Consider the following 23,983-nt stretch of genomic DNA (forward strand, 5'->3'; position numbering starts at 1 on the left):
CTTATCGAACAACCTTTTTTACTTTTACTAAGCTTGTTGTAGGTGCGTCTATCTTAATCTCTTTACTACAATTCCCATTGATAGGGTTTTGATGCTTGCATAGAATATAGTTGTACATATGTGTAAAAAATGGTTTTGGAGGTAGTGTTTTGATTAAAGCGGTCATTTTTGATATGGATGGATTAATGTTCGATAGTGAATCGTTAGGATTGCGATTAATCGAGGAAGTAATGAATGATTATCCTTATGAATATGATAAAGATTTAAATAAAAGAATTATTGGTATGAACAGAGAATTAGCTAGAAAAGAATATTGTCAAATATATGATGAAGACTTTCCTTATGATGAGTTTATGTTGAAGAAGCGTGAAAAGACAATGAAGTATTATGAAGACTACGATGTGCCAAAGAAGGCTGGTTTAGTTGAATTATTATCTTATCTTAAAAAGGAAAATGTTTTAGTTGGATTAGCAACATCAACATATCGTGAGGAAGCGGAATATATGTTAAAAAAGGCGGGTGTACTTCAGTTCTTTGACAAGACTGTTTATGGAGATGAAGTAGAGCACTCGAAGCCGCATCCAGAAATTTATGAGCAAGCGCTTTTAAAATTACGAGTGCAACCATCTGAAGCGATTGTATTAGAAGATAGTGAAAACGGTTTGCGAGCTGCTCAAGCTGCAGGTATCGAAACGGTATTTGTGAAAGATTTAGTTACTCCTTGCTCTACAGTTCTGCAGGCTGTTACACATGAAGTAAAGACGTTGCATGATATTATATCCTTAATTCAAAATCAAGAAAAATAGACGAAGTAATGTAATCATGTCATCCACAAAAAGCGTTGAAAAAGAATCACAAAATGATAAGGTGGTTCTTTTTTTGTGAGTACAGAGTACTTCATGGAAGTAACCTTTGCCGAAAAAAATGTAGAATGCTGTGTAATTTTGTATGATTTTTAGTATAATGTTGAAGTGATTGGAACGAAGGGAGTCAAATCGACATTATCAATTAATTCGAGAATAAAGACTGTTACCTTTGTATTCTAGGGGGAACGTTAATGGATGAAAAGCATTCGAAAAAGGAAATAATGATGGAAAAGCTGGTTGAAAGGCAGGATGAGGCAAAAACAGTGAGAAAAATAGTGATGATTACTGCGATCTCAATTTTTGTACTAATATTGGTTGTTGGAATTGGTTTATTCTTCTATATAAACTCCGCATTAAAACCGGTAGATCCGGATAATAAAACGGTCAAGCAAGTTGAAATTCCTATCGGTTCAGGAACATCAACCATTTCTCAGATTTTAGAAGATCATGAGATTATAAAAAATGCACGTGTATTTAAGTATTATATTAAATTTAAAAATGAATCTGATTTCCAAGCTGGTAACTATGAGTTATCTCAATCAATGACGTTTGATGAAATCATTAAAACAATTCAGTCAGGTAAGCTTGTTCATGAAGCAAAAATAAAAATACTAATACCTGAAGGAAAGCAGCTTGAAGAAATTGCTAAAATTATTGCTGATAAGACAAATCAAGATGAAAAATTTGTTTTTAATGAATTGAATAATAAAGAGTTCATTAAGAAAATGCAAGCGAAATTCCCAGAGCTTCTTACTGCAGATATTTGGGGTAAAGATATTAAATATCCTTTAGAAGGATACTTATATCCGGCAACTTATGAGTATACAGAAGAAAAACCTTCAGTAGAAACAATCGTGACAGATATGATTAAGAAAACAGAATCTGTTTTAGTAAAATATCACGACCAAATGCAAGTGAAGAAAATGTCTACTCATAAGCTTTTAACGATGGCTTCATTGATTGAAGAAGAAGCTACATCGCAAACAGACCGTAGTAAGATTTCATCAGTTTTTTATAATCGTATGAAAGTCGGCATGCCATTACAAACGGATCCAACTGTTCTGTATGCAAAAGGGGAACATAAGGACCGAGTATTATTGAAGGACTTAAAAATAGAAGATCCATATAATACGTATGTGAATAAAGGTTTAACACCTGGTCCAATTGCCAATGCTGGTGAAACATCTATCCAAGCGGCATTAGAGCCTGCTAATACAGATTATTTATATTTCTTAGCTAATAAAAACGGTGATGTGTTCTATGCTAAAACATTCGAAGAGCATAAGAAATTAAAAGCGGAGCATATAACAGATAAAAAATAATCTAAAACGTCTATTTCCCTTTTCCAGTATGAGTATGTTACAATAATAAAAGTTTGTCTTGTACAGAGATAGCTTATGACTTTTCCTCGGCCTATGCCGAGTTTTTTCTTGGTTTATAGACATATAACTCATTTACAATGAATATCGAGGCTTATACTATATACGAAAATTACACAATAGGAAGGAGCTGTTATGATGAGTACAACCATTAATGAGTATCTTGTTAATCTTACACCTTCTAGAAATGAATTATTTACGAAGATGGAGCAATATGCGGAGGAGAATCATGTTCCGATTATGGATTTGATTGGTATCGAAGCATTGCTGCAACTGTTTAGAATTCATAATCCATCTTCTATATTGGAAATTGGAAGTGCGATTGGATATTCATCACTGAGAATGTCAGATGCCCTTCCTAATGCAAAGATTGTTACATTAGAAAGACATCCAGAACGTATTCGTATGGCACGAACTTTTATAAAAGAAGCAGGTAAGGAAAATATCGTTACGTTGCTTGAAGGTGATGCATTGGAACTAGCTCCAAGTGCAGAGGAATATGGTCCATTTGATGTTATTTTTATCGATGCAGCTAAAGGACAGTATGTGAAGTTCTTTGAATTATATTCACCACTTTTACGTGAGGGTGGTATCATTGTTTCGGATAACGTCCTATATAAAGGGCAAGTTATTGTTCCTGAAGAAACTATATCTCATCGTAGAGCAAGAGCATTAATTCGTAAAATTAAGAATTACAATAGCTGGTTAATGAATCATGCTGATTATCATACCGTTATTTTGCCAATTGGCGATGGGATGGCAATTTCTAAGAAAAAAGCTTAATTTGCTTGAGTTAGATTAAGAAGGACCTATTTCGGTTCTTCTTTATATATAATTTTTATTTAATAAAGAGGTGGATAAGATGAAAACACCAGAATTATTAGTAACTCCAACGAGTGTTGCTGATATTTTGCCTTTAATTGAGGCAGGAGCAGATGCTTTCGTTGTGGGTGAACAGCGATATGGTTTACGTCTTGCTGGCGAGTTTTCACGTGAAGATGTAGTACAAGCTATTGAGCTTGCTCATCAACATGGTAAAAAAGTCTATGTTGCGATGAATGCAATCTTCCATAACAATTTAGTCGATGAGTTACCAGACTATGTTGCTTTTGTGAAAGATGCGGGAGCAGATGCAATTATCTTTGGTGACCCAGCAGTGCTAATGGTTGCAAGAGAAGTAGCTCCTGAAATGAAGCTTCATTGGAATACAGAAACGACAGCTACTAACTGGTACACATGTAATTATTGGGGAAGTAAAGGCGCAAAACGTGCTGTTCTAGCTCGTGAAATTAACATGGATGCTATTGTTGAAATGAAGGAAAATGCTGAGGTTGAGTTAGAAGTACAAGTTCATGGGATGACTTGTATGTTCCAGTCTCGTCGTACATTAATTGGAAACTATTATGAGTATCAAGGAAAAGCTCTAGCGATTGAAAATCGTCAAGAGAATAAGAATATGTTCTTACATGACCCTGAGCGTAATAATAAGTATCCAATCTTTGAAGATTTCAACGGAACTCACATTATGAGTCCAAACGATATTTGTATTATCGATGAGTTACAAGAAATGATTGAGGCAGGTATTGATAGCTTTAAGATTGATGGGATTTTAAAAGACCAACAATATTTAGTAGCTGTAACAAAGCTTTATAGAAAAGCAATCGATACATGTGTAGAAGATACTGATGCTTATGATGATATGAAAGATGGCTTATTAGAAGAAGCAGAAAGCTTACAGCCAGCGAATCGTAAATTAGATACAGGATTTTTCTTTAAAGAAACAGTTTATTAATGAAATGAATAAATGAAATGGAGGAATAGCCTTGAAAGCTATTACTGATAAAATTTCAAAGATTATCGATGGAAAACGAGTAATCGTGAAAAAGCCTGAGCTTTTAGCTCCAGCAGGAAACTTAGAAAAGTTGAAAATTGCCGTTCGGTATGGAGCAGATGCTGTATACATTGGTGGACAAGAATATGGATTGCGTTCGAACGCTGGTAACTTTACATTTGAAGAAATGAAAGAAGGCGTAGAATTTGCAAAGCTTTATGGTGCAAAAATATATGTAACAACCAACATATATGCACATAATGAAAATATTGATGGCTTGGAAGAATATTTAAAGGGGCTTCAAGAAACAGGTATCACAGGAATTATTGTAGCTGATCCGTTAATTATTGAAACTTGCCGTAGAGTAGCACCGAATGTAGAAGTGCATTTAAGCACACAGCAATCACTTTCTAACTGGAAAGCTGTTGAGTTTTGGAAAGAAGCGGGTATGCACCGTGTTGTATTAGCACGTGAAGCAAGTGCTGATGATATCCGTGAAATGAAAGAGAAAATCGATATTGAAATTGAAACATTTATCCACGGTGCTATGTGCATTGCTTACTCTGGAAGATGTACTCTTTCAAACCATATGACAGCACGCGATTCAAATCGTGGGGGTTGCTGTCAATCATGCCGTTGGGATTATGATTTATATGAAAATACGGCTGAAGGTGAAAAAGCGCTGTTCAATGAAGATGATGAGCATTTCGCAATGAGTCCGAAAGATTTAAAGCTAGTTGAATCGATTCCACAAATGATTGAGCTTGGTATTGACTCTTTAAAAATTGAAGGACGTATGAAGTCTATTCATTATATTGCAACAGTTGTAAGTGTGTATCGCAAAGTAATTGATGCATATTGCGCTGATCCAGAAAACTTTGTTATACAAAAAGAGTGGTTAGAAGAACTTGATAAATGTGCCAACCGTGATACTGCTCCTGCGTTCTTTGAAGGGGTCCCAGGGTATAAGGAGCAGATGTTTGGAAATCATAGCAAGAAGACGACTTTTGAGTTTGTAGGCATGGTTCTTGATTACGACAAAGAAACAGAAATGGTTACTTTACAACAAAGAAACTATTTCAAACCGGGCGATGAGGTAGAATTTTTCGGACCAGAGATTGATAACTTCACATATAAAATTGATAAAATCTGGGATGAAAAAGGAAATGAACTAGATGCAGCGCGTCATCCATTACAAATTGTGAAATTTAAGATGACGACACCAGTTCATCCATTCAACATGATGCGGAAGGAGAACTAATTTATGAAACAAAAGCCGATCGTCATAGGAGTTGCGGGAGGTTCAGGCTCTGGAAAAACAAGTGTTACAAGAGCAATTATTGAAAGCTTTACAGGCCGTTCTATTTTAATGCTGGAGCAAGATTATTATTATAAGGATCAAAGTCATTTACCTTTTGAGGAAAGATTAAAGACGAACTATGATCATCCATTTGCATTTGACAATGATTTGTTAGTGCAACATATTAATAAGCTTTTAAATTACGAAAGCATTGAAAAGCCTGTATATGATTATGCTCTTCATACTCGTTCGAAAGAAGTTATTGAAGTAGAACCGAAAGATGTAATTATTCTAGAAGGGATTCTTATTCTAGAAGATGAAGGACTTCGCAACCTTATGGACATGAAGCTATTTGTGGATACTGATGCAGATATTCGCATTCTTCGTCGATTAGTAAGAGATATTCAAGAAAGAGGTCGTACATTAGAATCTGTTATTGATCAGTATGTGACAGCTGTACGTCCTATGCATAATGAATTCATTGAGCCAAGTAAGAAATATGCAGATATTATTATCCCTGAAGGCGGACAAAATCATGTTGCGATTGATTTAATGGTAACAAAAATTAAAACAATCCTTGAACAAAAGACAATTTTGTAATAACATGACTTGTATAATGTATATATTAATTACAGGATGATTATGGTAATTGAGTTATTGTGTGTCATTCTATCAAGAGTAAAAATGCGCGCCCTTTTTATAAGGACGCGCAATTATGTATTTTTACATAATTGTATAGAAAACGAGCAGGCTCGTTGGAATCCGCAGAAGGAGTGAATGGTTTTGGCAATTGAAAAGGTTTTCCCGATGACAAAAGAAGGTAAACAAAAATTAGAACAAGAGCTTGAAAACTTAAAATCAGTCAAGCGTAAGGAAGTAGTAGAACGTATTAAAATTGCACGTAGCTTTGGGGATTTATCAGAGAACTCAGAATACGATTCTGCAAAAGAAGAACAAGCATTTGTTGAAGGTCGTATTACAACTATTGAAAATATGATTCGTAATGCAAAAATCATTGAAGAAAGCGAATTAGATTCAGACAATGTAGCATTAGGAAAATCTGTTACATTCGTAGAGCTTCCTGATGGTGACGAAGAAACGTATACAATTGTAGGTAGTGCTGAGGCAGATCCATTTGAAGGTAAAATCTCAAATGATTCACCTATCGCAAAAAGCCTAATCGGTAAAGTTGTTGGTGATGAAGTAACAGTTCAAACGCCTGCTGGCGAAATGAATGTTCGTATTGTTTCTGTTAAATAATAGGTTTTAAATGAAAACACCTCGTCTAGACTAGTGACGAGGTGTTTTTTTATGCTGAAGGAAAAACGAGCTATAGGGATTGCTAGTATGTTTTTATTTTTGTTATGTATGTTAATAGCAAGACTTGTACAAATTCAGCTTGTGAGCACAGAATCATTTTCAAAGCATCATGTGAATTTAATAGAAGAAAGTGTTAATCAAAGAGTTCAGAGCATTATGTTGGATGATGGGAGAGGAAAATTCTACGATCGAGCTAATAACTTATTGAATTATGAACAAGTAAATACACTCATTTTATTTCCGTTCTTGAAGAAGATGACTTGGCCAGTAGAAGAATTAGCTGGAATCATCAATGTTTCACCAACAGAATTAAAAGAAGCTGTCCAAAAGGCAAAAGAACCGTTTCTATTTACGATTGGAGATAAACCAATTATTCTTACCGAAAGTCAAATGGATGATATTAACGATTTAAAAACGCCTGGTGTGTTTGCTACTGTTCGAGATATGCCGACAGAGACAAAAGTAGCCGAACATTTAATTGGAGGCTTAAATGGCTCATCAGAGCTAAAAGAGAAGCGTTATGGTGATCGGAATCTTTCTCTTAAGACAAAGATTGGTGATAAAGGCTTACAGCAAACACTTGATGAATTTTTACTTTCTGAAGGTGAGTCAAGACTTGTTTATCATGTTGATGGAATGGGAGGGCCCTTATTTGGTATAAACGTGAAATATTTAGCACCTGGTAATCCATTATATCCTGTTAAAGTGAATACAACTATAGACCTTGAATTACAGCGTGCTGCAGAAGAAATAGTCGATAGTAACAAGATTGAAAAAGGTGGAATTATTTTATTAGATATAGCATCAAGTGAAATCCTTGCTTCTGTTTCACGACCACATGTAGGTAAAGATCCAAATGAGGGTGATGGAGCAAAGAATGCTATGTTTAAGCAAGCTGCAGTTGGTTCTGTCTTTAAAACAGTTGTAGCGGCGTCAGCTCTTGAGGAAAAAGTAGTGGATGAGAACGAACTATTCAATTGTAATATGACGATTAATGGCTCGGTAGATAAACGGCGCTCAGAACCGCTTGGTATGTTAAATTTCTCGAATAGTTTCGCTCAAAGTTGTAATCGAACATTTGCAGATTTAGCCATTAGATTATCAAAGAAAGATCCGAATTTGCTTGAACAGTATGCGAAAAGACTACAATTAATTGGGGAGTCTGGTTGGAACGGTCCCATTTATCATTCTTCAATAAAGCAACTATTTCTAGAAGACGATGGTCGTGTTTGGTTAGATGAAACGAATAAGAAGGATCTCAATTTCATATCGCAAACAGCTATTGGTCAGAAAGATGTGCAAGCTACACCTTTAGCAGTGGCAAATATGATGGCCACGATTGCTCGTAATGGTGAAAAGAAGATGGTGAAGGCAGTAAGTAAGATTGAATTTGCTAATGGCACGACAGCGGCTGAATTTGAGGATATGGATATTAAAGGAGATAAAATTGCTCCAGCGACTGCAAAGCGATTACAGCAGCTTCTAAGAGGAGTTATTCAAAACGAAAAAGGTACAGCTGCTTTACAATTGCGTAATTTACCTATTCAAGTGGCAGGCAAAACAGGGACTGCTCAAACAGATATAGCGAATGGGAAAGTTAATAGTTGGTTTGGTGGCTATTTTCCTGCCGACAATCCTAAATATGCTATTGTAGCTGTAAAACTTGATACAGACGAAAATTTAGCAAATGGCAGTGCTACAAAAGTAGTAAAGGATTACATTCAAAAAATGATGGAAATAGAGAAAATCAAGTAATTAAGGACCATAAATAATTTGAATATGCATATTTACTTCAAAAGAGCAAACAAGCCATGTTACAATATAATTTGAATTTAAAAAGTGGGGTGATAGGAATGAGAGACGATAAACCCTCTAGAGTAGCTTCTCGTTCTGAAAAGGTAGGGAAAAAAAGAAAAGCAAATACTATTTATAATATTCTTCTTGTTGTTGTGATTCTCTTAATTATTATCGTTGGCGCTAATGTTTTCTTAGGAAATGATGATAATGAATCAGCTTCTCCAAATGAAAAAACATCACATGAAGAAAAAAACAACGATAATGATAAAGGCACTGTGAAAGACAACAAAGATAAAGATGACAAATCAAATGATGAGTCGAAAGTAAATGACGATGATAAATCATCAGATAAAGACGATGAAGACAAATCTGATGAAAAGAATAAAGAAGATGAGAATAAGCCAGAGGAAGAAGATAAAATCGTTGATAGCAGTGACCCTGGAGTAATGGAAACTCGAGTTAATGATAGCTGGAAGCCTGTAGGAACAGAACAAACAGGTGAACATGTAACTAAGTATGATGACAACTCTGTTGATTGGAAAGAGATGGAGAAAGCATTATCTTATGGTGCTGGCATTCCTGAAAGCGATATGACTGTAATATGGTTAGGGAATGGAGGAGCTCCGAATAAAGCAGTAGGTACAATAACTCCAAAAGATCGTAGTGCGAAATATAAAGTATACATTGAGTGGGTTGATAAAGAAGGTTGGAAACCGACAAAGGTTGAAAAACTAAAATAAGGAAAAAGCATAATTACTCCTTCCTAATAAAGGGTAGTTATGCTTTTTTGTTTTTGAAATGTACAACTGCACTATATAATCTACGTCCATCTTCACTTACATACATTTGATGTGATACGGAATGTACACTTAGCAGAATGCTTTTATTAAGATCTATTTGTGCCTGAATTTGTTTTTCTAAATCTTTTAAGTTGGTTGCTTCAAAAAATTCTACTTTATCTTCCATCATATCGAATGAAATATTCATTGTATTTTTCCTCCAAGACTATAAATTCTACAAAAAATTATATCATGTTCGAATCGTTTTTTCTTAACGCAAAAACAGTTTTAAATCATAGTATGTAAATAAGAAAAATGGGGATGAGGAGAAAAACATGGGAAAAGAATTTTTGTATATATTTGAAGAATGGGCAAAGGATTATGATCAAACAGTTTCTGGGAAAGATGAAGAATATAAGGAAGTTTTTCGTGGGTATGATGATATTTTGGATACAGTTGCAAGAGCTTCAGTTGGTAAAGTGCTTGAGTTTGGTGCAGGGACGGGTAATTTAACAGCCAAATTACTTGATAAAGGTCATGAAGTTATCGTTATCGAGCCATCTATCCCGATGAGGGAGATTGCGCAACAGAAGCTACAGAGTGAGCGTATTGAATTTGTTGATGGTGACTTTTTGCAATATCCAAGTTTAGAAAATATCGATTCGGTTGTAAGTACGTACGCCTTTCATCATTTAACAGATCAAGAAAAAGCAGATGCCGTGAAAGAATATGGTAAGTTACTAGGCGTAAATGGTAAAATAGTGTTTGCAGATACGATGTATGAGAGTAAAGAAGCTCATTATATAGCTATTGAGGACGCAAAAAAACAAGGATTCATGCAATTAGCTAAAGATCTTCAAACCGAGTATTATACAACAATTCCTTATTTGCAAACAGTTTTTGAAGACAATGGATTTACAGTTTCATTCAAACGAAGCAATCAGTTTGTTTGGATTTTAGAAGCCATTAAATTATAGGAGAAGGGTGTTTTAACTAGATGAGAATCGCAATCATTGGAGCAATGGAAGAAGAAGTACAAATATTACGAGATAAAATGGAGAATGTACAACAAGAAGTAATCGCTGGTTGTGAATTTAACATTGGTACATTAAATGGAGTAGATGTTGTGTTATTAAAATCAGGCATCGGTAAAGTAAATGCAGCAATGTCTACAGCAATTTTATTAGAAAAATATCAGCCAACAGCTGTCATTAATACAGGTTCTGCAGGCGGTTATGCATCAGAGTTAGAAGTTGGAGATGTAGTTATTTCATCGGATGTAGTTCATCATGACGTGGATGCTACAATCTTTGGATATGCATATGGTCAAGTACCTCAAATGCCCCCTACATTCGTAGCGGATGAGAAGCTAATTGAAGTAGCTGAAAGAGCAGCTAAAAATATTCAAGGGATGCAAGTGGCAAAAGGGCAAATCGGAACAGGAGATTCATTTATGAATGATCCAGTGCGTGTAGAATTCGTAAGAACAAAGTTTCAAGATTTAATCGCTGTAGAAATGGAAGCGGCAGCTATTGCTCAAGTTGCTTATCAATTCAAAACACCATTTGTAGTAATCCGTGCTCTATCAGACATTGCTGGTAAGGAATCAAATATTTCATTTGATAAGTTCTTAGAAACAGCAGCAGTGAATTCATCACAACTTGTAATCAACTTCTTAGATGAAATGAAAGCATAATGAAAAAAAGCTACCGTATTATGGTAGCTTTTTTCTATTTGGATTTTACCAATTTGTTCATAAATGACTTAAGGATATATATGGATAATGTGGTAAAGTATGTTCATAAATGATGGGAGGAATTCAATATGTTAATGATTGTGTTTTCTTTAATTATTACATCGGTAATAGGCGTTGTTATTGCAACAGAAGTTAGTGTAGTTGATGTTTAAAATGAATAGAATGTTTGATTTAAAATAGACTCTTATATGTTGTAAAAACATATAAGGGTCTATTTTTTTAATGATAAACGCCTAGAAATCGACTTTCGAGGTGTTATAGTAGTTTCATCTAAATTGAAGCCGCCTTTACAGTTTTCTCCGTTCTTTCTCCGCTCGATAAAATTCATGAAACATTTTCATAAGTGCACGCTTTTCGATTCGTGAAACATAGCTTCGGGAAATACCTAATTCTTTCGCAATCTCTCGTTGTGTTTTTTCTTTGAAAGGACCAAGTCCGAAGCGATTGACAATGACCTCTTTTTCTCTTTCGTCTAGTACATCGATATATTTTTTGACCTTTTCAATTTCTAAATTTAATTGAATGGTATCAATTACATCCTCGGATTCGGATTTTAAGACGTCGATTAAGGAAATTTCATTTCCTTCCTTGTCCTGCCCGATTGGATCATGAAGGGAAACGTCTTTCTTTGTTTTTTTCGTGGCTCGTAAATGCATAAGAATTTCATTTTCGATACAACGCGCAGCGTATGTTGCTAGCTTTGTTCCTTTACCATCGGAATAGCTTTCTATAGCTTTAATGAGTCCAATTGTTCCGATTGAAATTAAATCTTCGGTTTCTTCGCCTGTGTTTTCGAATTTTTTTACAATATGAGCAACAAGCCGTAAATTATGTTCAATTAAAATGTTGCGTGCATCTGAATCTCCTTTACTCATTAACTTTAAGTACTTTTGTTCGTCCTTTGCAGACAAAGGTTGTGGAAAAGCGTTGTTTTTCACATATGATACAAGTATGACAAGTTCTTTGAAAATATATCCAAGTGCTATGAATAATCCTGACAAAAGATCACCCCCACTTATTTCAGATATTCGCCTATAAACAATAGTATGTTGTTGGGCATGTAATCGTGTCTGTACAATATTTGTTTTAGAAAAAAGGCTTGTACTTAATGTGGTGAGGACAAGCAAAAATAGGAACAATGAAGGCTTAGTTACATATTTTATTATAGAAAGATTATATAAGGAGGCTGCGATATGGGATATGGAAATGGTTATGGATATGCCGCATATGGCTGTCCTTTACCACCACCTACACCGTTTCCACCACCGTTTCCACCACCATTTCCGCCAGGACCTACGCCATATTATGGGGGAGGAGGCGTTGGATACGCCTTTTTTATCATCATTATTGTGATTGTGCTAATATTTGGTGGCTGGTGGTTGTTTAACGGTTTGTGGAATGTCGGCTGTTGGGATGAGGAGTGTTGTTAGTCGTAAAGCTTATGTTCTCATAAGCTTTATTTCTGTTAGATGCGTATTGGTTACAAGTGTATGTGTCTTTTACTTTTGGTGTGAATGCAAGGCAAATGATAGAATATATATATCTAAAAATAAGGAGGAGAAGCAAATGACTTATTCACCTGTTTGGGATTTGAATGTGTTTTTTCCTGGAGGTAGCAGTTCTGAACAATTTGGGGCATACGTACAAACAATTAAAGTGGAATTGGAGCAATTAGATCAAACCATTACGGCTTGGGAAGTGGCTTCTAATAAAGAAGATGCAGATGTTTTACATACTATTTTACAATTAAACACTAGCGTTGGAATGAAATTGAATCAAAGTGACAGCTTTGTTGGTTGCTTGGAAGCACAGGATATGAAAGATTATGGTTCAAAGAGATGGCGTTCGCAAATCACAACGTTATTTGCAACATATACAAGTTTGCAAGCGAAGTTTGATGAAAAGCTGGAGCAAATGGATGAAGATTCTTTTCAACAGTTGTTTCAAGATGATAACTTTCAAGAATTACAATTTATCCTTAATGAACGAAGAAGAAATGCGAAAGAAAAGCTTTCTGTAATAGAAGAGACGTTAATTGAGCAGCTAGGTATTGATGGTTATCATGGGTGGAGTGAATTATATGACAGTTTGGTGGGCTTCATAAACATCCCATTTGAAGAGAATGGTAAAACCGAAATGTTATCCGTAGGGCAAGCAGCGAATAAATTTTCACATCCTGATCGTAGTGTAAGAAAGCGGATTTTTAAGGAATGGGAGAAAGCATGGAGTGATAAAGAAGAATTATTTGCTCATGCGCTTAATCATTTAGCTGGTTATCGTTTAACCGTATATGAGAAGCGTGGATGGGATAATGTTTTAAAAGAACCACTTGAGATCAGTCGAATGAAAGAAGAAACATTAAATAGTATGTGGGAAGCTATTACGAAAAATAAACATCATTTGGTGGCATTCCTGCAAAGAAAAGCTAAACTATTAGGTGTGGATAAGTTAAGTTGGTATGATTTAGATGCGCCGCTACAAACAACGTCTGAGGGGCAGTTATCGTATGATGAAGGTGCTAAATTTATTCTTAAGCACTTTTCAACATTTGGTAAACAATTGACATCCTTTACGGAAAAGGCGTTTGAAAATCGATGGATTGAAGCTGAAGACCGTTCTAATAAACGTCCTGGAGGTTTTTGTACCGATTTCCCAGAGAGTAAGCAATCACGAATTTTCATGACTTATTCAGGAACGCCCGATAATATATCGACATTGGCTCATGAATTAGGACATGCTTTCCATTCTTATGCAATGCGTGATGTACATCCTCTCAATGGAAATTACGCGATGAATGTAGCGGAAACAGCTTCTACATTTGCAGAAATGATTGTATCTGACGCATCAGTGAATGAAGCGACCAAAAAAGAAGAAAAAATAGCGATGCTTGAAAATAAAATTCAAGGAATTATTGCATTCTTTATGAATATTCATGCTCGTTTCTTGTTTGAAACGAGATTTTATGAAGAACGTCGACATGGAACAGTCGCTTCGGAACGATTGAATGAATTAATGCTGGAAGCACAAAAAGAGGCTTATTGTGATGCACTTGATGAATATCATCCACAGTTTTGGGCTTCTAAGCTTCATTTTTATATTTCTTCTGTTCCTTTTTATAATTTCCCATATACTTTTGGTTTCTTATTTTCTCGCGGGATTTATGAAAAAGCCCTGCATGCTGGGGAAGGATTCGAAGAGAAATATATTGCCTTACTCAAAGATACTGGTTGTATGACAGTGGAAGATTTAGCAATGAAACATTTCCAAGAAGATATGACGAAGGTTGATTATTGGGAACGTGCAGTTCAATCATGTGTAAAAGATATTGAATTATTTTTAGAACTAACCGAGTAATATATCATTACTCGTTCAAGCTTTGTTAAGTTTTAGTTGCCAGTTTGAACGGATAAATAAATGCAGTGCTTTGGTAGATAATAAAATGTATAAATAAAAAAATCGTCTCTAAATAAAAGAGACGATTTTTTAATAAATATTAAACTTTTTTAATTTTAAATGGGCTAACCATCGAGAGGGCTAATAAGAACATTAATAAAAGGTAAAATACTGGAGGAAATGCTGGGATTCCTAAGTAACTTAATGTTGCTAAACAGCCAGCTGCTGTAATGGGTAGACCAGTGAAGTAGCCTTTGCTTTCAGTAATATTAAATTTGGCAAGGCGAAAAGCTCCGCAACCAATATATAGTACTGTAAAGAACATTCCCGGCGCTCCCATATGAACGAGAACTGCTTGATAAATCAGCAGTGCAGGAGCGACTCCGAATGATATAATATCACTCATAGAATCAAGTTGTTTTCCAAGCTCTGATTCTATATTGAATTTTCTGGCAATCATGCCGTCGAATCGGTCAGCAAGCGCTGCTACGAAAATTAATAATAAGCTATAATTTAAATGGCCATTAATACCTGTCAAAATGGCAAAACCACCCAGACAAAGATTCATTAAGGTCATTAGATTAGCGGTCTGAGATTTTAATTTCTTAATGGTTTGGTCTAAAACACCCGACAAGAACAATCTGCTCACTCCTTTTTTAACCGGATGGGATGAGACAATTAATACATGCTTATTGTATAATAATATTTTATTCTTTGCACATTATGCAAGGGGTAATAGGTTTATTTTACTTTGTGGAGGATTTTTCATTGAAAACATTTTTGTATAGGTTTTTTATTTTTTTGACTAATCATAAGGCGTCATCCATGATGTTAATGAAATTTAGTCAATCGAAATTGAGTAGGGCAATTATTCCTTCTTATGACAAGTTATATAAGTTGAATTGGGAAGAAGTAGAGAGAAATAGAAGCGATTTTGAAACGCTACATGATTTATTTACAAGACAGTTAAAAGAGGGAGCTCGCCAGATAAATCAAGAAACTAATACAGTCGTTAGTCCGGTGGATGCGGTATATGAAGATTATGGTGATATTCAAAGTGACCGTAATATTTTGGTGAAAGGGAAAGTATATTCCATTCAAGAAATGCTTGGAGATAATGCTGCCCTTGAGAAGTATATCGGTGGAAAATATATGATCTTATATTTAAGTCCGAGTCATTATCATCGTATTCATTCTCCAGTTGATGGTGAAGTCGTGAAACGATGGTCGCTTGGGAAGCTGTCGTATCCTGTGAATAAATTAGGATTGAAATATGGGAAATCGACTTTATCTAAGAATTTTCGAGTAATTACAGAGATTAAACATGCCTTTGGTTATCTTTCTGTTGTAAAAGTAGGAGCAATGTTTGTAAATAGTATTGAAATAACAAATGATAGTGATAAGCTACAAAAAGGGGAAGAATTAGCTTATTTTAGTTTTGGATCGACAGTTGTTCTTCTATTTGAAAAGAATACGTTCGAAATTAATGAAGAATTGCAGGCATCTTCACAGGTTAAGTATGGAGAAGTTCTAGGATTTCTTAAATAAAATAAAAGCCTGGTTGCTCTTTTTTTGAACAAATCAGGCTTGATCTATAAAAAATATCTCATATTTATCATGATGATACTTTAACCCTGTGAGATAAAGCACGTCGGTGAATTTCAATTTCAATTAATCGAATAAATTCCTTACTAAGTTTAAGCTGTTTAGCTTTTAGATATGATTCAATTAATAAATCATCAGACAGTCTATTCATTTGAGTCAGCCAAATGGCTATTCACCTCCACTGAAAAATATTAGGCATATTTATCCATAACCATCATATATTAGATAGTTTAAGTGTCTATAAAGAAACTTTACCAAATATAAACAATTGGAACAATCGTTCTCTTATCCACAGGTTGCGGTGGATAAGTTGTGGTTAATTTGTTTATATATGTAATTTTTTGAAGTAAATCGCTGTGCGAATTGTGCATAACTTTATCCACAGGTAGGTAAATAGATGGATTTTGTCGAAAAATTTTTTAATACTTTTGGTCAGGAATAAAATAATAAAAGGTTACTTTGAAAGAACCGAGAAAATTAGGTATGATGTATTACGGTGAATTTTATGATATAGGTAGAGGTGTAAAGAATAATGCTTAAGTTGTTTTTACCGAATGAGCACGTAAAAAGTATCTTTGAGATCACTCCTCAAAGTTTAGTTGATAAGGGAATAAAAGGAATCATAACAGATTTAGATAATACTTTAGTGGAGTGGGACCGTCCAAATGCTACACCTAAGTTAATAGAGTGGTTTAAAAGGATGGAGGAAAGTGGTATTAAGGTGACAATCGTTTCTAATAATGATGAAAAAAGGGTAGGTGCGTTTTCGGAGCCACTTCAAATTCCTTTCATTCATAGAGCAAGAAAACCTTTGGTAAGAGCGTTTAATAAAGCAATTTTAGATATGGGTATAAAAAAGGAAGAGTCAGTTGTAATTGGTGATCAATTATTAACAGATGTGCTAGGTGGTAATCGAGGTGGTTTTCACACAATTTTGGTGGTACCAGTTGCTCAATCAGATGGCTTAGCGACAAAATTTAATCGAATGGTTGAAAGACGTATTCTTACTATATTTAAGAAACAAGGATTATTACAGTGGGAGGACAAAAAGTGACAGCACAAGAACATGTATCGTGTATAGGGTGTGGCATCCAAATTCAAACGGATGATCCAAAAGGGATGGGCTATGCGCCAAAATCAGCTCTTGAAAAAGAACAAATCATTTGTCAACGTTGTTTTCGTTTAAAGAATTACAATGAAGTACAAGATATTTCGTTAACAGATGACGACTTCTTGAAGATTCTTCATGAAATTGGTCAGAATGACGCACTAATTGTAAAAATTGTAGATATTTTTGATTTTAATGGTAGTTGGCTTCCAGGCTTACATCGCTTTGTTGGCAATAATCCAGTACTTCTTATCGGAAATAAAGTTGATTTGTTGCCTAAATCGGTGAAGCCAAATAAGCTAATTCATTGGATGAAGAACAGCGCAAGTGAACTAGGATTAAAGCCTGTTGATGTTATGCTTGTAAGTTCAGCTAAAGGTTCTCGTATTGCAGATGCAGTTGCTGCAATTGAGAAGTATCGTAAAGGTAAAGATGTGTATGTAGTTGGTTGTACAAATGTTGGTAAATCAACGTTCATTAATCGCATTATTAAAGAAGTTAGTGGAGAAGGAAATATTATCACTACTTCACATTTCCCAGGTACTACTTTAGATATTATTGAAATTCCTCTAGATGATGGACACGCATTGATGGATACACCAGGTATTATTAATCATCATCAAATGGCTCACTATGTAGATGGAAAAGATTTAAAGTATATAACACCGAAAAAAGAAATTAAACCTAAGGTATATCAATTGAACGAAAATCAAACGTTGTTCTTTGGTGGGCTAGCGAGATTTGATTATCTTTCTGGTGGTAGAAGATCATTTACTTGTTATGTTTCAAATGAATTAGGTATTCATCGTACAAAGCTAGAAAAAGCAAATCAATTGTATCAAGATCACGCTGGTGAACTATTAACGCCAAGTTTAGACCGAGTAGATGGAGAAATACCAGAACTTGTTCCACACCATTTCTCATTAAAAGAAGGAAAAATGGATATCGTATTCTCAGGTTTAGGATGGATTACAATCAATGAACCAGGCGCTAAGATTGTCGCTCATGTTCCTAAAGGTGTATCTGTAATGATTCGTAAGTCATTAATTTAAGATGTACAATGAATTCATATAAATAAATGAACAAGTGGGTGGGGGAATTGAAACAAATTTACGGGGTAATTGGTGATCCAATTTCACATTCAATGTCACCAGACATGCATAATGATGCATTTACAGATCAAGAACTGGAAGCTTATTATAATGCTTTTCATGTAAGACCCGATCATTTAGAAGATGCAGTTAAAGGGATGAAAGCAATAGGGGTTAAAGGTTTTAATATAACTGTTCCACATAAAACAGCTATTATCCCTTTTCTTGATCAAGTAGATGAGCTTGCTGCTGCAATTGGAGCAGTCAATACGGTAAAATATGAAAATGGTCAATTTATCGGGTACAATACAGATGGATTAGGTTTTGTGGCTGGCTTGAAAGAGGAGTTGCACGAATCATTAATCGAGAAGAGAACACTTATTATTGGTGCCGGTGGGGCTGCGAGAGGGATTTACTATTCGTTAGTAAGTGAAGGTATACGTGAAATTGATATTGCGAATCGCACTGTTTCTCGTGCTCAACAAATTATTATTGAAAATCCTTATGAAGCAAAATCTAATAGTTTAACTATTCAAGCAGCAGCAGAGCGTTTGAATGAGTATGATTTAATCATTAACACAACATCGATTGGTATGAAGCCTAATGTGGATGAAATGCCGATTTCTCTTCAACATTTACGTAATGATGCATTTGTTAGTGATATTATTTATAATCCTTTGGAAACGAAATTTTTATCAGAAGCTAAGAAGAAAGGTGCTTCTATACAGAATGGTTTGCCAATGTTTATACATCAAGGAGCTTTAGCGTTTCGTATTTGGACAGGAGTAGAGCCAAATATTGAAAGGATGAAAGCAATTGTTTTGAAGAAATTAGGAGGTTAACCATGTTAACAGGAAAGCAAAAAAGATTTTTACGTTCGAAAGCACATCATTTAACACCAATTTTCCAAGTAGGAAAAGGTGGCGTAAATGAAAATATGATTAAACAAATTCAAGAAGCACTAGAAGCTCGTGAATTAATTAAAGTTAGTATTTTACAAAACTGTGATGTTGATAAAGATACAGTAGCACAAGAACTGGCAGCTGGAACAAAAGCTGAATTAGTACAATTAATTGGTCTTACTGTTGTTCTTTATAAAGAGTCAAAAGAAAATAAACAACTAGAGCTACCAGTGAAAAAATGAAAAAAGTAGGAATCCTAGGTGGAACATTTGATCCGCCACATATTGGACATGTGATCGTTGCCAATGAGATTCTAACAGCTTTAGAACTAGATGAAATTCGATTTATGCCGAATCATACGCCTCCTCACAAAGAGAAAACCCAAGGAGTTTCAAATGAGGATCGCGTAGAGATGTTGCGTCTCTCGATTAAAGATAATCCAAAATTTACATTAGAGCTTATTGAATTAGATTCACCAGGTGCTTCGTATACCTTTTATACAATGGAAAAATTAAAAGAAAAAGAACCTGATACAGCATTTTACTTTATAATAGGTGCCGATATGATTGAGTATTTGCCAAAGTGGCATCGAATTGACGAACTAGTAGGATTAGTACAGTTTGTAGGAGTTCAAAGACCTCCATTTACAACCAATACGACTTATCCTATTGAACTGATTGATGCACCACTTATTTATTTATCATCATCGATAATCCGAAAGAAAGTAAAAAATGGTGTTTCTATTAAATATTTAGTAGCGCCTGCTGTTGAGGAGTATATCGAGGAGAACTCTTTATATGAAACGTGACCAAGCTTTAGCGATTGTAAAAGAGCAATTAACAGAGAAGCGTTATGTGCATACAATAGGAGTAGCAGATACAGCTGTTAAATTGGCTGAAAGATACGGCGCGAATGTAGAAAAAGCAGAATTAGCGGGTATTTTCCATGATTATGCTAAATTTCGCCCGAAAGAAGAAATGAGACAAATTATAGTAGAACAACAAATGGCTAAGGAACTACTCTCTTTTCATCATGAATTATGGCATGCTCCTGTTGGTGCGTATTTAGTACAGAAAGAAGCGGGAATACAGGATAAAGAGGTATTATCGGCGATTTTGTACCATACAACAGGACGAGCACAAATGACGAAATTAGAGAAGATAGTGTTTCTAGCGGATTATATTGAGCCAGGGAGAAAGTTTCCTGGAGTTGATGATGTTCGTCAAATTGCCAAGAAGGATTTAGATGAGGCGGTTGTAGCGGCGTTGCGTAATACAATCAATTTCCTGATGTCGAAAAACGCTACCATTTATCCTGATACAGTATATGCATATAATGATCTTGTACAGAAAAAGATATTGGAGGAATAGGTTTGTTAAACGAAAAAGAATTATTAGTTACTGTGGCGAAAGCTGCTGATGATAAAAGAGCAGAAGATATTATGGTGTTAGATATGCATGGTATTTCTTCTGTTGCAGACTATTTTGTAATTTGCCACGGAAATTCAGATAAGCAAGTTCAAGCAATTGCGCGTGAAATGAAAGAAAAAGCAGAAGAAAATGGTGTAGAAGTTAAGCGCATTGAAGGTATGGATGAAGCGAAGTGGGTTCTAGTTGATTTAGGTGATGTAGTAGCTCATGTTTTCCATCGTGATGAAAGAAGCTATTACAATTTAGAACGTTTATGGGGAGATGCTCCATTGTTCCCAATTGAGCAAGAGCTACAACAATGAGTTATGAACGCTTTGCCTTTGTATATGATACATTGATGCAGGATGTACCCTATGATAAGTGGATTGAGCGTTTTATTGAAAAGATGGCTCAATATGATATTAAAGGAAATCGTGTATTAGATGTAGCCTGTGGTACAGGGGAGTTTTCTGTTCGTCTTGCCGAAAAGGGTTATCATGTAACGGGTGTGGATTTATCCGAAGAAATGCTTTCTATTGCAAGAGCGAAAGCGGAGGGACACAATGTGACAATTCCCTTCTATCATCAAAATATGATTGAGTTAGACATGGGTGAGTCATTCGATAGTATTGTGATTTTTTGTGATTCATTGAATTACCTAGAAAGTGAACACGATGTGCAATCTACATTTAAATGTGTGTTTGAGCAACTGAAAGCTGGCGGCTTATTTATGTTCGATGTGCATTCCGTATATAAGATGGAGGAAATCTTTGCGAATGCAACTTTTGCAGATGCAGGAGAAGATGTTTCGTATATTTGGAATTCATTCGAAGGTGAAGAGCCTTACAGTGTTGAGCATGAACTTTCATTCTTTGTAAGGGATGATGAAACAGACCTTTATGATCGTTTCGAAGAGGATCATTATCAACGTACTTATCCAATTTCCACGTTTGAACAATGGCTACAAGATGCTGGATTTACGATTAAAGAAGTAATAGCAGATCTTGAGAATGAAGAACCAAATGAACATAGTGAAAGAATTATGTTTGTTTCTGTGAAAGAATAGAAAAAAGGCGTCTTAAAAGACGCCTTTTTGATTTGTTATAAGGCTACTTAAAGCTAATTCAAATGAGATGTAAGCGTAAAATATGCTGTAATGTACTCTTTTTTTCTGAAATCTTATCTCCTGAAATATTTTTGAGGAATTTAGCAGGAGTTGTTAGATTTTTGTCGAAATTTAATATTGTTCGTGAAATTGTTTTTCGATTTTTGAAATTTCCTCTGCGAATTTATGATGTGTTGTTTGGAATAATTGTTGAAACATATCGCCAACTTCGCTTTCTAGTATTTTGATACCTTCTCCTGTAATACCTCCTTTTACACAAACCTTCTCTTGTAGTGTGGGTAAAGAATATTGTCCGCTTTTTAACAAATCTCCAAATCCAATTAACATTTTTTCCGTTAATATTGTAGCTGTTTGCTTGTCGATGCCTGTTGTGGCTGTCGCACCATCGATAAAACATTGTGCTAAATAGCTAAAGAATGCTGGTCCGCAACTGACAATATCTGAAGATACCCTTGTAATATTGTTTTCAATTTCAATTCCTTCTGAAATGTTTTTAGCAAGCGTACGAATTATTTGTCTCCATTCCTCTTTACAAGAGGCCCCAAATGTAATTAATGATACTCCTGATAACACTTTATTAGTAATGCTCGGTATGAAGCGAGCAGTGCTGCAAGATAATACCGTATCCATTTGTTTTGTACTAATAGGACTAGTTATGGATACAACACATTTGTCTTTACTAATGACCTTTTCCATTTCTACAAAAAGAGGATACATATCACCAGGCTTAACACAAACAAAAATCAATTGGCAGTCTTGAGTGATTTGACGAATACTCGTGCTAATTTCAATTTGTGGATGTTGTTGTTGTAAGTTGAGTGCTTTGGTTTGCGTACGATTATACACCTTTAAACAAGACGCCTGAACAGAATTTGATTGTAGTAAGGCATCTGCGAGAATAGAGCCCATATTACCTGTTCCGATGATTCCAACTATCATGTAATCCTCCTCCCTTCCGCACTTACTTCATAAAACAATATGAAATACAAATGGAAATTATGCGAAATAATCATGTAATAAAGGAAGTGAAGCTTGTGAAGTTAATGGCGCAAAAGAAAATATGGTTAATAGTTGGTGGTGCTGTCGGTATTCTCATACTGCTTGTCATGATGTATTTTTTTACTAATCGTGAGGAAGATGTATTAACTGCAGAAAATTTATTAGAACAAGCCCCTGCTAAGGAGGCGGTAACAAAAGAAGCGAATGTACAGGAAGAAGTTATTAAGAAAGTGGATGTAAAAGGTGCTGTCAATCGTCCGGGTGTATACATGGCAGGGAAGGATGACAGAGTGTTGGATATAATTGAAAAGGCAGGAAGCTTTACTGCGAAAGCTGATCGTAATGCTGTTAATTTAGCGCAGCGAGTTGAAGATCAAATGTTAATTTATGTGCCAAATATAGGAGAACAGCCTCCTCAAACGAATGCTTCTATAGCCGTTGGTGGTAACCCTAGCACCTCACAAGGTGGAGGAAAAGTAAATATTAACTCAGCAAGCGAAGAGGACTTACAAACTATTTCCGGAATTGGTCCAGCTAAAGCGAAAGCAATTATCCAGTATCGTACAGAAAAAGGTTCTTTTTCAAGTATTGACGAATTGAAGGAAATTAGTGGAATAGGCGACAAAACGTTTGAAAAACTGAAAGATCAAGTTACGATATAAAATGTACCTCCGTATAGACTTCTATTCAAAATCGTGCAAACGTTGTAGAATAATCTGTAACAAACTTATTTTTATTAGAAAAAGAGGGAAGCAGGATGAGTCGAATTAGTTGGCATCAATATTTTATGGCGCAAAGTCATTTGTTAGCTCTTAGAAGTACTTGTACACGTTTAACTGTTGGCGCTACAGTTGTTCGTGATAAGCGTATTATTGCAGGGGGATATAATGGTTCGATTGCAGGAGGCGATCATTGTATCGATAAAGGCTGCTATGTGATTGATAATCATTGTGTTAGAACTGTCCATGCTGAAATGAATGCGTTGTTACAATGCGCTAAATTTGGTGTTCCAACGGGTGGGGCAGAAATGTATGTAACTCATTTTCCTTGTCTACAATGCTGTAAATCGATTATACAAGCGGGAATTAAAGCTGTTTACTATGCTGAAGATTATAAAAACCATCCGTATGCAATTGAATTATTCCAGCAAGCTGGTGTTCAAGTGGAGCATGTTCCGTTTGAACAAGCGGCATTAGATTCAAAAGTTCACGAGAAAGTTGAATTGTTTGAAGAGATGCTTAAAGAATTAGAAAATCTACACGCAGATGAAGAGAAACTTCGTGCTTTAAAAGAACAAAAGGAAAAACTTTTTCAATAGCAGA

The 23,983-nt window shown here is 35.2% G+C and carries 29 protein-coding genes; 24 read left to right on the top strand and 5 right to left on the bottom strand.

Annotated elements, in window-relative coordinates:
• The first annotated feature begins 149 nt into the window (after nt 1-149).
• From TX86_RS01915 to TX86_RS01955, 9 genes are all read left to right on the top strand, one after another.
• On the top strand, nt 150-806 hold the full coding sequence (locus TX86_RS01915) for an HAD family hydrolase (RefSeq protein ID WP_042345732.1): 657 nt from the start codon (nt 150-152) through the stop codon (nt 804-806).
• Nucleotides 807-1,057: 251 nt separating this feature from the next.
• A complete protein-coding gene (gene mltG / locus TX86_RS01920) occupies nt 1,058-2,188 on the top strand; it encodes an endolytic transglycosylase MltG (RefSeq protein WP_042345733.1) in 1,131 nt (376 codons plus the stop codon).
• Nucleotides 2,189-2,383: 195 nt separating this feature from the next.
• The gene (locus TX86_RS01925; RefSeq protein ID WP_042345735.1) at nt 2,384-3,028 is read left to right on the top strand and encodes an O-methyltransferase; all 645 of its coding nucleotides are present in this window, start codon (nt 2,384-2,386) and stop codon (nt 3,026-3,028) included.
• A gap of 79 nt (nt 3,029-3,107) precedes the next feature.
• Nucleotides 3,108-4,037 (top strand): peptidase U32 family protein, encoded by a 930-nt coding sequence (locus tag TX86_RS01930; RefSeq protein ID WP_042345737.1) that lies wholly within the window; start codon nt 3,108-3,110, stop codon nt 4,035-4,037.
• 31 nt (nt 4,038-4,068) lie between these two features.
• Nucleotides 4,069-5,337 carry a peptidase U32 family protein gene (locus tag TX86_RS01935; RefSeq protein ID WP_042345739.1) on the top strand — a complete coding sequence of 423 codons (1,269 nt, stop codon included), beginning with the start codon at nt 4,069-4,071 and terminating at the stop codon, nt 5,335-5,337.
• Between the two features lie 3 nt (nt 5,338-5,340).
• Nucleotides 5,341-5,976 (top strand): uridine kinase, encoded by a 636-nt coding sequence (gene udk / locus TX86_RS01940; RefSeq protein WP_042345741.1) that lies wholly within the window; start codon nt 5,341-5,343, stop codon nt 5,974-5,976.
• Nucleotides 5,977-6,159: 183 nt separating this feature from the next.
• On the top strand, nt 6,160-6,636 hold the full coding sequence (greA, locus tag TX86_RS01945) for a transcription elongation factor GreA (protein ID WP_042350051.1): 477 nt from the start codon (nt 6,160-6,162) through the stop codon (nt 6,634-6,636).
• Between the two features lie 51 nt (nt 6,637-6,687).
• Nucleotides 6,688-8,451 (top strand): peptidoglycan D,D-transpeptidase FtsI family protein, encoded by a 1,764-nt coding sequence (locus TX86_RS01950; protein WP_042345742.1) that lies wholly within the window; start codon nt 6,688-6,690, stop codon nt 8,449-8,451.
• Between the two features lie 98 nt (nt 8,452-8,549).
• The gene (locus TX86_RS01955) at nt 8,550-9,233 is read left to right on the top strand and encodes a YrrS family protein (RefSeq protein WP_042350053.1); all 684 of its coding nucleotides are present in this window, start codon (nt 8,550-8,552) and stop codon (nt 9,231-9,233) included.
• Between the two features lie 37 nt (nt 9,234-9,270).
• Here TX86_RS01955 and TX86_RS01960 read toward each other — a convergent pair whose 3' ends face one another.
• A complete protein-coding gene (locus TX86_RS01960; protein WP_042345744.1) occupies nt 9,271-9,480 on the bottom strand; it encodes a DUF2536 family protein in 210 nt (69 codons plus the stop codon).
• Between the two features lie 127 nt (nt 9,481-9,607).
• On the opposite strand from TX86_RS01960, the gene TX86_RS01965 reads away from it, so the two are divergent.
• Both TX86_RS01965 and mtnN read left to right on the top strand, forming a co-directional pair.
• Nucleotides 9,608-10,249, top strand: coding sequence for a class I SAM-dependent methyltransferase (locus TX86_RS01965; protein ID WP_042345746.1), 642 nt, complete (start codon nt 9,608-9,610; stop codon nt 10,247-10,249).
• A gap of 20 nt (nt 10,250-10,269) precedes the next feature.
• Nucleotides 10,270-10,968, top strand: a complete 699-nt coding sequence (gene mtnN / locus TX86_RS01970) for a 5'-methylthioadenosine/S-adenosylhomocysteine nucleosidase (protein ID WP_042345748.1) — start codon at nt 10,270-10,272, stop codon at nt 10,966-10,968.
• Between the two features lie 347 nt (nt 10,969-11,315).
• Here the strand turns inward: mtnN and sigK are convergent, their stop codons facing one another.
• Nucleotides 11,316-12,029 (bottom strand): RNA polymerase sporulation sigma factor SigK, encoded by a 714-nt coding sequence (sigK, locus tag TX86_RS01975; RefSeq protein ID WP_042345750.1) that lies wholly within the window; start codon nt 12,027-12,029, stop codon nt 11,316-11,318.
• A gap of 192 nt (nt 12,030-12,221) precedes the next feature.
• Between sigK and TX86_RS01980 the strand changes: the two genes are divergently transcribed.
• Both TX86_RS01980 and TX86_RS01985 read left to right on the top strand, forming a co-directional pair.
• Nucleotides 12,222-12,458, top strand: a complete 237-nt coding sequence (locus tag TX86_RS01980) for a hypothetical protein (protein ID WP_042345752.1) — start codon at nt 12,222-12,224, stop codon at nt 12,456-12,458.
• Nucleotides 12,459-12,594: 136 nt separating this feature from the next.
• Nucleotides 12,595-14,382 carry a M3 family oligoendopeptidase gene (locus tag TX86_RS01985; RefSeq protein WP_042345754.1) on the top strand — a complete coding sequence of 596 codons (1,788 nt, stop codon included), beginning with the start codon at nt 12,595-12,597 and terminating at the stop codon, nt 14,380-14,382.
• 139 nt (nt 14,383-14,521) lie between these two features.
• Here TX86_RS01985 and pssA read toward each other — a convergent pair whose 3' ends face one another.
• A complete protein-coding gene (gene pssA / locus TX86_RS01990; RefSeq protein WP_042345756.1) occupies nt 14,522-15,061 on the bottom strand; it encodes a CDP-diacylglycerol--serine O-phosphatidyltransferase in 540 nt (179 codons plus the stop codon).
• Between the two features lie 128 nt (nt 15,062-15,189).
• Here pssA and TX86_RS01995 point away from each other — a divergent pair, with 128 nt between their 5' ends.
• Nucleotides 15,190-15,969 carry a phosphatidylserine decarboxylase gene (locus TX86_RS01995; RefSeq protein WP_154663031.1) on the top strand — a complete coding sequence of 260 codons (780 nt, stop codon included), beginning with the start codon at nt 15,190-15,192 and terminating at the stop codon, nt 15,967-15,969.
• Between the two features lie 67 nt (nt 15,970-16,036).
• Here TX86_RS01995 and TX86_RS02000 read toward each other — a convergent pair whose 3' ends face one another.
• The gene (locus TX86_RS02000; protein ID WP_042345759.1) at nt 16,037-16,177 is read right to left on the bottom strand and encodes a sporulation histidine kinase inhibitor Sda; all 141 of its coding nucleotides are present in this window, start codon (nt 16,175-16,177) and stop codon (nt 16,037-16,039) included.
• 381 nt (nt 16,178-16,558) lie between these two features.
• Between TX86_RS02000 and TX86_RS02005 the strand changes: the two genes are divergently transcribed.
• The 8 genes from TX86_RS02005 to TX86_RS02040 are packed head-to-tail and all read left to right on the top strand — an operon-like array spanning nt 16,559 to nt 21,602.
• Nucleotides 16,559-17,080 carry a YqeG family HAD IIIA-type phosphatase gene (locus tag TX86_RS02005; protein WP_042345761.1) on the top strand — a complete coding sequence of 174 codons (522 nt, stop codon included), beginning with the start codon at nt 16,559-16,561 and terminating at the stop codon, nt 17,078-17,080.
• On the top strand, nt 17,077-18,186 hold the full coding sequence (gene yqeH, locus TX86_RS02010) for a ribosome biogenesis GTPase YqeH (RefSeq protein ID WP_042345763.1): 1,110 nt from the start codon (nt 17,077-17,079) through the stop codon (nt 18,184-18,186). The genes TX86_RS02005 and yqeH overlap by 4 nt, the downstream gene beginning before the upstream one ends.
• A 47-nt stretch (nt 18,187-18,233) precedes the next feature.
• On the top strand, nt 18,234-19,067 hold the full coding sequence (gene aroE, locus TX86_RS02015; RefSeq protein ID WP_042345766.1) for a shikimate dehydrogenase: 834 nt from the start codon (nt 18,234-18,236) through the stop codon (nt 19,065-19,067).
• A gap of 2 nt (nt 19,068-19,069) precedes the next feature.
• Nucleotides 19,070-19,369 carry a ribosome assembly RNA-binding protein YhbY gene (gene yhbY, locus TX86_RS02020; RefSeq protein WP_042345768.1) on the top strand — a complete coding sequence of 100 codons (300 nt, stop codon included), beginning with the start codon at nt 19,070-19,072 and terminating at the stop codon, nt 19,367-19,369.
• A complete protein-coding gene (locus TX86_RS02025) occupies nt 19,366-19,935 on the top strand; it encodes a nicotinate-nucleotide adenylyltransferase (RefSeq protein WP_042345770.1) in 570 nt (189 codons plus the stop codon). Before yhbY ends, TX86_RS02025 begins: the two co-directional genes overlap by 4 nt.
• The gene (gene yqeK, locus TX86_RS02030; protein WP_042345772.1) at nt 19,925-20,497 is read left to right on the top strand and encodes a bis(5'-nucleosyl)-tetraphosphatase (symmetrical) YqeK; all 573 of its coding nucleotides are present in this window, start codon (nt 19,925-19,927) and stop codon (nt 20,495-20,497) included. Before TX86_RS02025 ends, yqeK begins: the two co-directional genes overlap by 11 nt.
• Before the next feature lie 2 nt (nt 20,498-20,499).
• Nucleotides 20,500-20,859 carry a ribosome silencing factor gene (gene rsfS / locus TX86_RS02035; protein ID WP_042345774.1) on the top strand — a complete coding sequence of 120 codons (360 nt, stop codon included), beginning with the start codon at nt 20,500-20,502 and terminating at the stop codon, nt 20,857-20,859.
• The gene (locus TX86_RS02040; protein ID WP_042345777.1) at nt 20,856-21,602 is read left to right on the top strand and encodes a class I SAM-dependent DNA methyltransferase; all 747 of its coding nucleotides are present in this window, start codon (nt 20,856-20,858) and stop codon (nt 21,600-21,602) included. Before rsfS ends, TX86_RS02040 begins: the two co-directional genes overlap by 4 nt.
• Before the next feature lie 171 nt (nt 21,603-21,773).
• On the opposite strand, the gene comER is transcribed toward TX86_RS02040, so the two are convergent.
• A complete protein-coding gene (comER, locus tag TX86_RS02045) occupies nt 21,774-22,601 on the bottom strand; it encodes a late competence protein ComER (protein WP_042345780.1) in 828 nt (275 codons plus the stop codon).
• Nucleotides 22,602-22,705: 104 nt separating this feature from the next.
• Here comER and TX86_RS02050 point away from each other — a divergent pair, with 104 nt between their 5' ends.
• Nucleotides 22,706-23,323: a helix-hairpin-helix domain-containing protein gene (locus TX86_RS02050; RefSeq protein ID WP_230203633.1), complete on the top strand. Its 618-nt coding sequence runs from the start codon at nt 22,706-22,708 to the stop codon at nt 23,321-23,323.
• Between the two features lie 95 nt (nt 23,324-23,418).
• A complete protein-coding gene (locus tag TX86_RS02055; RefSeq protein WP_042345782.1) occupies nt 23,419-23,979 on the top strand; it encodes a ComE operon protein 2 in 561 nt (186 codons plus the stop codon).
• Nucleotides 23,980-23,983: the final 4 nt, after the last annotated feature.

It is taken from the genome of Bacillus massiliigorillae, assembly GCF_000380245.2.
In the GTDB taxonomy this organism is placed as follows: domain Bacteria; phylum Bacillota; class Bacilli; order Bacillales; family DSM-1321; genus Bacillus_AD; species Bacillus_AD massiliigorillae.

Excerpts from the sequence above, each read along its gene's own strand:
- comER (WP_042345780.1), bottom strand. The coding sequence starts at position 22,601 with ATGATAGTTGGAATCATCGGAACAGGTAATATGGGCTCTATTCTCGCA.
- yqeK (WP_042345772.1), top strand. The coding sequence starts at position 19,925 with ATGAAACGTGACCAAGCTTTAGCGATTGTAAAAGAGCAATTAACAGAG.
- TX86_RS01985 (WP_042345754.1), top strand. The coding sequence starts at position 12,595 with ATGACTTATTCACCTGTTTGGGATTTGAATGTGTTTTTTCCTGGAGGT.
- TX86_RS02005 (WP_042345761.1), top strand. The coding sequence starts at position 16,559 with ATGCTTAAGTTGTTTTTACCGAATGAGCACGTAAAAAGTATCTTTGAG.
- TX86_RS02050 (WP_230203633.1), top strand. The coding sequence starts at position 22,706 with ATGGCGCAAAAGAAAATATGGTTAATAGTTGGTGGTGCTGTCGGTATT.
- TX86_RS02055 (WP_042345782.1), top strand. The coding sequence starts at position 23,419 with ATGAGTCGAATTAGTTGGCATCAATATTTTATGGCGCAAAGTCATTTG.
- udk (WP_042345741.1), top strand. The coding sequence starts at position 5,341 with ATGAAACAAAAGCCGATCGTCATAGGAGTTGCGGGAGGTTCAGGCTCT.
- yhbY (WP_042345768.1), top strand. The coding sequence starts at position 19,070 with ATGTTAACAGGAAAGCAAAAAAGATTTTTACGTTCGAAAGCACATCAT.
- mtnN (WP_042345748.1), top strand. The coding sequence starts at position 10,270 with ATGAGAATCGCAATCATTGGAGCAATGGAAGAAGAAGTACAAATATTA.
- TX86_RS01980 (WP_042345752.1), top strand. The coding sequence starts at position 12,222 with ATGGGATATGGAAATGGTTATGGATATGCCGCATATGGCTGTCCTTTA.
- TX86_RS02025 (WP_042345770.1), top strand. The coding sequence starts at position 19,366 with ATGAAAAAAGTAGGAATCCTAGGTGGAACATTTGATCCGCCACATATT.
- TX86_RS01950 (WP_042345742.1), top strand. The coding sequence starts at position 6,688 with ATGCTGAAGGAAAAACGAGCTATAGGGATTGCTAGTATGTTTTTATTT.
- TX86_RS01955 (WP_042350053.1), top strand. The coding sequence starts at position 8,550 with ATGAGAGACGATAAACCCTCTAGAGTAGCTTCTCGTTCTGAAAAGGTA.
- mltG (WP_042345733.1), top strand. The coding sequence starts at position 1,058 with ATGGATGAAAAGCATTCGAAAAAGGAAATAATGATGGAAAAGCTGGTT.
- TX86_RS01930 (WP_042345737.1), top strand. The coding sequence starts at position 3,108 with ATGAAAACACCAGAATTATTAGTAACTCCAACGAGTGTTGCTGATATT.
- TX86_RS02000 (WP_042345759.1), bottom strand. The coding sequence starts at position 16,177 with ATGAATAGACTGTCTGATGATTTATTAATTGAATCATATCTAAAAGCT.
- TX86_RS01925 (WP_042345735.1), top strand. The coding sequence starts at position 2,384 with ATGAGTACAACCATTAATGAGTATCTTGTTAATCTTACACCTTCTAGA.
- TX86_RS01960 (WP_042345744.1), bottom strand. The coding sequence starts at position 9,480 with ATGAATATTTCATTCGATATGATGGAAGATAAAGTAGAATTTTTTGAA.
- TX86_RS01965 (WP_042345746.1), top strand. The coding sequence starts at position 9,608 with ATGGGAAAAGAATTTTTGTATATATTTGAAGAATGGGCAAAGGATTAT.
- TX86_RS02040 (WP_042345777.1), top strand. The coding sequence starts at position 20,856 with ATGAGTTATGAACGCTTTGCCTTTGTATATGATACATTGATGCAGGAT.